The 8310-nt window shown below is 56.5% G+C and carries 8 protein-coding genes; 2 read left to right on the forward strand and 6 right to left on the reverse strand.

Features of this window, described 5'->3' with window-relative positions:
• Positions 1 to 161: 161 nt before the first annotated feature.
• Positions 162 to 335 (reverse strand): hypothetical protein, encoded by a 174-nt coding sequence (locus RCCGE510_RS35165; protein ID WP_007630148.1) that lies wholly within the window; start codon positions 333 to 335, stop codon positions 162 to 164.
• Between the two features lie 227 nt (positions 336 to 562).
• On the opposite strand from RCCGE510_RS35165, the gene RCCGE510_RS11730 reads away from it, so the two are divergent.
• Positions 563 to 2449: an aminopeptidase P family protein gene (locus RCCGE510_RS11730; RefSeq protein WP_240539648.1), complete on the forward strand. Its 1887-nt coding sequence runs from the start codon at positions 563 to 565 to the stop codon at positions 2447 to 2449.
• A 23-nt stretch (positions 2450 to 2472) separates the two neighbouring features.
• Here the strand turns inward: RCCGE510_RS11730 and RCCGE510_RS11735 are convergent, their stop codons facing one another.
• Positions 2473 to 2781 (reverse strand): AzlD family protein, encoded by a 309-nt coding sequence (locus RCCGE510_RS11735; protein ID WP_007630150.1) that lies wholly within the window; start codon positions 2779 to 2781, stop codon positions 2473 to 2475.
• 3 nt (positions 2782 to 2784) lie between these two features.
• Positions 2785 to 3516 carry an AzlC family ABC transporter permease gene (locus tag RCCGE510_RS11740; protein ID WP_007630151.1) on the reverse strand — a complete coding sequence of 244 codons (732 nt, stop codon included), beginning with the start codon at positions 3514 to 3516 and terminating at the stop codon, positions 2785 to 2787.
• A gap of 130 nt (positions 3517 to 3646) precedes the next feature.
• Here RCCGE510_RS11740 and RCCGE510_RS11745 point away from each other — a divergent pair, with 130 nt between their 5' ends.
• On the forward strand, positions 3647 to 3910 hold the full coding sequence (locus RCCGE510_RS11745; protein WP_037078403.1) for a DUF2164 domain-containing protein: 264 nt from the start codon (positions 3647 to 3649) through the stop codon (positions 3908 to 3910).
• A 188-nt stretch (positions 3911 to 4098) separates the two neighbouring features.
• On the opposite strand, the gene RCCGE510_RS11750 is transcribed toward RCCGE510_RS11745, so the two are convergent.
• The 3 genes from RCCGE510_RS11750 to RCCGE510_RS11760 form a co-directional block, all read right to left on the reverse strand.
• Positions 4099 to 5226, reverse strand: a complete 1128-nt coding sequence (locus RCCGE510_RS11750; RefSeq protein ID WP_007630153.1) for an acyltransferase — start codon at positions 5224 to 5226, stop codon at positions 4099 to 4101.
• Positions 5227 to 5370: 144 nt separating this feature from the next.
• Positions 5371 to 6897, reverse strand: a complete 1527-nt coding sequence (locus RCCGE510_RS11755) for a lipopolysaccharide biosynthesis protein (RefSeq protein WP_007630154.1) — start codon at positions 6895 to 6897, stop codon at positions 5371 to 5373.
• Between the two features lie 19 nt (positions 6898 to 6916).
• Positions 6917 to 8002, reverse strand: coding sequence for a polysaccharide pyruvyl transferase family protein (locus RCCGE510_RS11760; RefSeq protein WP_037078380.1), 1086 nt, complete (start codon positions 8000 to 8002; stop codon positions 6917 to 6919).
• Positions 8003 to 8310: the final 308 nt, after the last annotated feature.

The following is an 8310-nucleotide window of genomic DNA, read 5'->3' on the forward strand; positions in this document are numbered from 1 at the left end:
GAACCGCCTTAAACCAACAAAAAAAGGCGGTGCCTATGGCACCGCCTTGGACCGGTCTATCCGGCCATTGCCCGCGAGCTCAAGGGGAGGAGCGCTCGAGCGGGCTCTACTGCATTCCAATAGGCCAATCCGGGAGGGAGGAGACGGACGGGCTTTCAGACTTAGAACGCGTAGCTGGGGGCGCCATTGTGGCGCGTGGCGCGCTGACCGGCGCCAAGCAGCTTGAGGCTGTCGTCGTTCTGTGGCCGGCGGGCGCCGATGACGTGACGCACGGTCTGGCGTTCGCCAGCCTGCAACGGGCTGCTATATGCGAAGCGCGCGAGAGAGGCGGTCATTTCAAAAAATCCTTTGTTTCAGGTTCATCGCGAACCGTTCGATAGGGCCTATATAGCTATTCTGAAATGCGGAGGCAGAGGGTTTCGCTCATAGGAGCCATGCGGCGAATGCATAAAGCGTGCCAAATTAACTTTTCACGTCACAGTTCCGTCAAAATGTTGGGCGGCACTGCGAGTTTCGACTCGTTTCGTCGCTTTTTCTCCCTATCCATTGAAATTTCGCTAACATGACCAGCATCCCATTCACCGGATTCGTCTCAACCATTCGGGTTTCCAGCATGTTCCAGTCCTTCGAAGTCACCTCCACGCCGCAGTTCGGCAGGGATCGGGTATCGGCGTTGCGCGCTACTTTCGATTCGCTCGGCATCGACGCCTTCCTCGTGCCGCGTGCCGATGAGTTCAACGGTGAATATGTTCCGGCCGGTTCGGAGCGTCTCGCATGGCTGACGGGCTTCACAGGCTCGGCCGGCATTGCGCTCATCCTGCGCACGCAGGCTATCGTCTTCGTCGACGGGCGTTATGTGACGCAACTTACCGAACAGGTCGACGGATCGGTCTTCTCGGGCGGCGATCTCGTCAACGAGCCGCCGCATCTCTGGCTGGTCGCAAACGGAACCAAGGGCTTGCGGCTCGGCATCGATCCCTGGCTGCATGCAGGTGCCGAGGTGCGCCGTCTGGAAAGAGCGCTTTCAGAGATCGGTGGTACGCCGGTCTTCCTGCCGCACAATCCGCTGGACAGGCTTTGGAGCGATCGGCCGGCCGAACCGCTCGGCGTGGTCAGCATCCAGAATGTCGTGCAGGCCGGCTTGCTGGCGCGCGACAAGATTGCCACGATCGCCGCCGACCTTTCGAAGAGGAATCTTGCGGCGGTGCTGATCGCCGATCCGTCCTCGGTCGCCTGGACCTTCAATATCCGCGGCGCCGACGTGCCGCACACGCCGCATCCTTTGGCGCGCGCCATCGTTCATGCCGATGGGCAGGCCGAACTCTTCCTCGACAAGCGCAAGACCGGCATCGAGCCCGAAGCCTATCTCGCACAGATCTGCACGCAGCTGCCGCCCTCGGCGCTTGAAGAGAGGCTCACTGTCGTTTCCACGGATGGCGGCCGCGTGATGATCGATCCCGATATCGCCTCCTATGCGCTGGCGGAGATCATCCGCAAGGCAGGCGGCGAAGTGGTGGAGGGCTCTGATCCCGCCAAGCTGCCGCGCGCGGTGAAGAACGAGGTCGAGATCAACGGCTCGGCCGCCGCGCATCTGCAGGATGGGGCGGCGATGGTGGAATTCCTCTATTGGCTGTCGCAGACGAAACCCGGGACGGTGAGCGAGATCGCTGCCGCCGAGCATCTCGAAGCGGCGCGTGCCCGCGTCGGCCAGAGCATGCAGAACCCGCTGAAGGACATTTCCTTCGACACGATTTCGGGTGCCGGCGAACATGCGGCGATCATGCACTACCGCGTGACGACCGAGACCAACCGAATGATCGAGTCCGGCGAACTCTTCCTGATCGATTCCGGCGCGCAATATATCAATGGCACGACCGACATCACCCGTACCGTCGGCATCGGCACTGTCTCGGACGAGCATCGCCGCTTCTTCACGCTGGTGCTGAAGGGGATGATCCAGATCAGCACGGCGCGTTTCCCAAAGGGCACGCGCGGCTGCGACCTCGATCCGCTGGCGCGCATCGCGCTGTGGCGGGCAGGCGCCGATTTCGCCCATGGTACAGGCCATGGCGTCGGCTCCTATCTCTCGGTGCATGAGGGGCCGCAGCGCATCTCCAGGCTTTCGACGCAGGAACTGCTGCCCGGCATGATCCTATCGAACGAGCCGGGCTATTACCGGCCCGGCAGCTTCGGCATCCGCATCGAGAACCTGATCTATGTGCGCGGGGCCGAGGAGATCGACGGCGGTGATGCCGCGATGCTCGGCTTCGAGACGCTGACCTTCTGCCCGATCGACCGCAGCCTCGTCGTTGCCGAGCTTCTGACCCATGATGAGTTACACTGGTTCAACGACTATCATCGCCGCACATGCGAGGCGCTGATGCCGCTCGTCCACGATCACGATGTCAGGGCTTGGCTCGAGAACGCCACTCTACCGCTGGAATATTGAGATGCCGGCCTTCGGGCCGGTGCTCAGACCCCGATCGTGTGGCGCCAAGCCATCACGACGATCCAGGCGGCGACCAGCATCCAGCTATGCGAGACGCGTAGGCCGACGAAGAGGGCGACGACCAGCGCCAGCTTCGAATCCCAGCCTCCGGTGAAGAAGGCGGGGGCGACCAGCGTCGTCAGCACGGCGGCCGGCACGGCGTTCAGCGCCGCCTCCATGCGCGGCGGGATGTGCTTCATCCTGGTAATGAGGATATAGCCGCCGATGCGGGTGGCGTAGGTGGCGACTGCGGCCGCCAAGATGACGAGCGCCATGTGAAGGTCGAATTCCATGGCTCAGACCTCGTGAATTTCGGATTGACGGGCGTCGGCCTCGAGATCACCCGGTTGCGGCGGCAACGGCAATAGGGCGGCAAGCACGATGCCGGCGGCGGCGCCGAGGCTGACATGCCAGGGCGAACCGACATAGCGATAGGCAAGCACCGAAGCGACCGCGCTGACGAGTGCCACGGGCAGGAAATTGTCGCGTTTGCGGAAGCCGAGGACGATGCCGAGGAAATAGGCCGGCAGCAGGATATCGAGGCCGATGGCTTTGGGATCGCCGATGAAACCGCCGAGCAGGCCGCCGCCAACGCTGATCAGCACCCAGGGGATGTAGATGATGATACCGAAGCCGAGATACCAGGCGAAGGTGACCGGCAGGCCGGCCTCGCCGCGTTTCACCGCTTCGGCAAATTGCGGATCGACGAGCAGGAAGAAGGTGAAGAATTTCTGGACCGGCGTGAAATCGCCGATATAGCGCGCCATTGCCGCCGAATAGAGCACGTGGCGAAAGTTGACGGCAAGAATCGACAGCACGATCAGCCACGCATGGACATTGTGTCCGAAAAGTTCGATGCCGACCATCTGGCTGGCGCCGGCATAGACGGTGCCGCTCATAAGGGCGATCTCGGGAAGCGACATGCCGTTTTCGACCGCAAGCGCTCCGAACAGGGCGGCAAAGGGCGCCGACGCCAGCGCAACGGCGAAGCCGCCCCGCAAACCTTCAACAAAGTCGGCGCGAGTCATGCGATCTTATCCTGTTGGAATTCAGGTTTCCATAGGGTCTATGGCCTGCGTCGGCAATTGAATTTCATTGATTGACCAATCGATTTCGCTGAACCATCAAAGTCCTGATCGCATCCGCAAAGAGGAAATCATGAAGAAGATCGAATTTTCGAAGGAGGCGAAGGCGACGATCGTTTCCAGCATCCGCCGCTATTTCGAGACGGAGCTCGACCAATCGATCGGCGTGCTGCCGTCAGAGTTTCTGCTCGACTTCTTCGCCGATGAGATCGGCGCCCATTATTACAATCAGGGCCTGCGCGACGCGCATGCGGCGCTTCTGAGGAAGATGGAAGACCTGGCGGAAGACATCTATCTGCTTGAGCGAGACGAGAAGGGCAAGGACACGGGCCCGTAAACGGGACGCGGCGGCGCGTAGTCAGAACGAAGAGGCGTTCAGCCCTCGCGCCTACGCTCCTGGGTGGGCTATTTCGGCCTCGGAGGGCTGCGTCGCTCGAACGTTCAGGTCGATTGCGCCCCTTCGCGGCTCACTCCGGTTGCGTGCCGGGAACCTTTGTTCAAAAGCTTCTGGTCACGGTACGACTATTATTGCATTCCATCATTTGATGTCAGGGTCGCCAGTTCTCGAGCTCGGCGAGTTCGTATAGCCATTTTTTTGTCTATGAGGCGAGAGGTCACATATGCGAAACAAATGACAGCGCTGAGAAGCACGAAGAACGCGACAGGTCCATTCAATCCAATAGCCCCCGCGACAGGCTTGAAAACACCGATCACACCTCGGTGTAGGATGTAGACAGGATAGGAGATATACCCGATCCACGTCGCCAACGTCTGTACTTTTGCAGGCATCTCCAAAAACAGGCCAAGCATCACGATGAGCGGCGCGAGGGCCATCGCGAACATCAAATCGTAATAAGGCCGAAGCGCGAATGGAACCGGCGCTGCAATGCAAATCATCAGAAGAAGACACGGCACGATCGCGGTCCAACCCTTCCGCCAGGCGGGCATGCCACCGAATAGACGGCTGATCAGGACGCCTGCAGTAAATGAAAACATTACCCTTGGGAGCCCGCCTACCGCTGAAGGCCACTCCCAGCCGATATTCAACATGCCGTACTTAAGACCGACAAAAATCAAAAATGCAGCCGAGGCCAACGCAACCTGGCAAAGGGCACGGATAGAGAGCCGAAAAAGCCAAAGTGCGAAGAGGATATTCACCAACAATTCCCAGAACATTGACCAGGCTGGGCCATTGATTGGAAACATCCCCTGCATCGAATTCGCTTGAAGGAAATACATTGGGCTGGGCAACAAAAACCCGTTAGCAATTGTCGAGACCAACAGGTCAGGGACGCTCTGATTTCTCAGGCCCCAGCTTGTTAACAGAATGATCTGTACGAGGCCGACCAAAATTCCGATCAAATAGAGCGGATAAAGACGCTTGATTCGAGCCGTCATAAACGACTGGAATGGCAGACCGCGCGAAAGCCGCTTTGCATAAATCTCCGCGATAATAAATCCGCTGAGAACGAAGAAAAAATCGACTGCGAGATAAGCTGATGGGGCATATTTCTCTTGGAAATGTGTAGCGACAACACAAATGGCGGCAAAGCCGCGCATTGCATCGAGAGAATAGTAGCGGCTGCGGTCAGTGACCGAAACGCCTACGTTATCAATCGCCAGTGGCGAATAACCGCGGTCTAGACCAGTCATCTTATCGATCCTATTGCGCTTTATGTCTGAGGGGACTTTCAGACGCGGTAGATTAGAACGTCATTCAAGCGACATTGGGAGTGACCGATTTGAGCAACAGTCGGTTCAATCCGCAACATAGGTCGCTGCGGAGAAACCCGGATATCACGATTGATGCGCTACAGGATTGACGATCGCACCCCGATTGGTTTTACGCTGCCGGGCCTGCTTTATACTGCCGATCAAAACATTTAAACGGGCGCTGCAGAGAACAAATATCAGGCAGCAGTACGCAAGGCCGCCCGCAAGAATTTCCACGGCCAAACGTGGATAAGGGGACCAATGAATTAGCAATTCATGGAGGAGCAACACGACAGCAACCATTCCCGCACAAGCCACGCTGGGCCGAAGGAATTGCATCAGATACGCGCCGACACTCAGCTCTATATGCCGCGAAACCTTCCAGCTGGTGATCGGCCAAAACAACAGAACTTCGACCATTATCGCGAAAACAATTACCGTCACCCCATAAGGATAAAGAATTGCGATGGTCACGAGCGTGAGGAGATTTCGTGCCAGCTGGTAGTAAAACCACCAATCCATCTCCCCTTGGCTTTTTATCAGGGATGCCTGAACGTAGCCGATCCCAGCCATCAACCCTATGACGCAGTAGAACCGAACCGGCCAAACGGCGTCAATCCAATGCGCACCGAAAATTGTCGTGATCGCATCACCGGCAACTGCGGCAAGGCCGATGAATACGGGATACGAAACCAGAGCGCAGCCAAACGTTGCCATTAGAAATGCTTCTCGAACTTTCTTCGGATCGGACCGTAATGAAGAAAGCAAGACGTGCGTGACAGATGTTAAGCCACCAGCAATGATGTTGTTGATCATATCAAACAAGCGCTTCGAAAAATTATAGATACCGAGCGCTGACGGGCTCAAGAGCACGCCGATGATCAAGTTGTCCAAGCTCATCGTCTGCAAAAATCGAGTGCCGGATGCGAAAAATCCATAGTGAAGCAGGTCGTTCAGGCTTGTTCTCTTCAAGTGAAGCCCAGGCAACCAACCCGCACCCCAGAATGCAGCGCCGCATGATGCCGCTGTGGCCGCGATCTGGGCAATCGCAAGCGCCCACAAGCCGAAACCCGCGAGAACCAAAACAAGGCAAATGCAAGCAGACGTAATCGTCGCGATCACTGTGCGGACGGCTACCAAATGGAATGACATCTTCCTATTCACAATCGCATTCGGAACGACGGCCGTGAAATCGAAGAAAACCTTCAATCCCATGATGTAAATCAGGGATGTGACTTCCGCATGTCCCACGTATGCCGCGATCGGCGAAGCGGCTACGCATAGAACTCCGTAGATCAAAAATGAAAAGGCAAGCGAAAGCAGGAATATAGTGTCGAGGTGGCTACGCCTTATTTCGGCTCGCTGGATGATTGCTTCGCCAAATGCAGTCGGTCCAAAACTGCCTGCAAACGAGACTATACTGAATGCGAGCGCGACAAGACCGAAATCCTGAGGCTGGAGAACTCGAGATGTCACCACAAAAACTGCGAAGGTAAGGACGGTCGGTATAAGTGTGCTCAGCGCCGACCAGAAGGCGCCCGTCACCGCTGCAGCGGACCGATTCTCACTGACGTGGCTGAATAGAATATCGTCGTCTCGTATAACCGACAAACTGAACTCCTGCTGGGAATCACACTATAGATGGGTGGGCTACTAGATCTGGGGTGGAAAGACCTGGACTTGGGGCTGTAACTTTACTTGAATTGTACCAAGTGCCGTTCATCTCATACGGGAGGCGAGACATTGCCACTAAAAGCTCACCGGCATCTGTCGCTTTCTCCACCAGTGGGCTGTCGCCGGTCCAATTGTCGATAAAGTCGTGGAGCCTACTTCCGTTTCTCGCGACCGCGGCATGTGGCTTATTCAACAAAAGACAAAGGATATGACCATGTAAACGGTTGGTAATTATCCGTTGCGCGCCGGACAGGATCTTCACGCCATAGTCGACATATCGAGCAGCGACGTCCTCGTGATGTTGGGCCACCATCGCCGAGCGGCTGAAACCGCGCCGCCCGGCTGCCTTAACGACACTCGACTTGCGCATGCGCGACAAACTGTTCGGGCCGTTAATCCAATTGGTAAGAGGTCCGTCGACAACCGCTCGCGCTGGAGCGATATCAACGTCGTCCTCTCCAAAAGGCTGCATGACGTATAAAACCCTGAGAGGATCAGCCTCGAACGGTTTGAGCATTTGCATGCCGAATGCCGTGTCCGGGCCAGCCTCAACATCACAATCGAAGTTGGCTTTTGCTAGCGCGAAACTCCGAGCATCGCGCGTCATGCAATGAAAATTGCGATGCCGCCCAATCGTACGTTTCGCGTACTCCCTAAGCGACTCGTTAGCGAATTGAATTGTTTGCGGCATCTGGATAATCGTTCGATCCGGATACTTCCACATCAAGCGGTGGCGAACATCATCCCTGCCTGTCCGTGCATCTCCAAAAGTATCCCAGCCGCAAATGAATATTGGAGCATCGCCAGGCGTTGACTTTATTTCATCGATACTTTTGGTGGTGCCGCCAGTGAGCACTGGAAGACGTCCTGTTACTTCTCGTAGTACCTTAGCCAATCCGAGCCAACTTGCATGATCGCCTGGATCCTTACTGCAAGGAAAGTCCATTATAATGTAAGGTTGTCCTCTCTTAACGAATTTCCTTACCGTTTCAATCAACTTTTCTTGTTGTCGCCGTATTATAACTTCGCCGAGATGATGCATAAATTCTACTTAGATTCTAAAAATTCAGACAGCAGGTATACCTCAAAATTTGAAGAGTCAATTGGATGGCTCGCTGCTTTAATGTCGCAGGCAAGTGCGGCATCTGCCCGGTTTTAAGGCGCCGTTGATGAGGAAGTTCGGCGTTGCCCGCCCCAGGGCATAGCGATGAAAGAACGCTTTTGAGGGACGTCCGCGGATGACGGAGTGGTAGGCCGCCGGTGAGGCAAATACCAATTAAAGTCCGACCTTTCGCGTGACCGACATCCGACGGTTTTCAGGCGCGATTGATGGCGGCTACGGCCGCTAGA

It is taken from the genome of Rhizobium sp. CCGE 510, assembly GCF_000292525.1.
In the GTDB taxonomy this organism is placed as follows: domain Bacteria; phylum Pseudomonadota; class Alphaproteobacteria; order Rhizobiales; family Rhizobiaceae; genus Rhizobium.

Bases quoted from the DNA above. Each gene is read 5' to 3' on its own strand.
- RCCGE510_RS35165 (WP_007630148.1), bottom strand. From the start codon at position 335: ATGACCGCCTCTCTCGCGCGCTTCGCATATAGCAGCCCGTTGCAGGCT.
- RCCGE510_RS11730 (WP_240539648.1), top strand. From the start codon at position 563: ATGACCAGCATCCCATTCACCGGATTCGTCTCAACCATTCGGGTTTCC.
- RCCGE510_RS11735 (WP_007630150.1), bottom strand. From the start codon at position 2,781: ATGGAATTCGACCTTCACATGGCGCTCGTCATCTTGGCGGCCGCAGTC.
- RCCGE510_RS11740 (WP_007630151.1), bottom strand. From the start codon at position 3,516: ATGACTCGCGCCGACTTTGTTGAAGGTTTGCGGGGCGGCTTCGCCGTT.
- RCCGE510_RS11745 (WP_037078403.1), top strand. From the start codon at position 3,647: ATGAAGAAGATCGAATTTTCGAAGGAGGCGAAGGCGACGATCGTTTCC.
- RCCGE510_RS11750 (WP_007630153.1), bottom strand. From the start codon at position 5,226: ATGACTGGTCTAGACCGCGGTTATTCGCCACTGGCGATTGATAACGTA.
- RCCGE510_RS11760 (WP_037078380.1), bottom strand. From the start codon at position 8,002: ATGCATCATCTCGGCGAAGTTATAATACGGCGACAACAAGAAAAGTTG.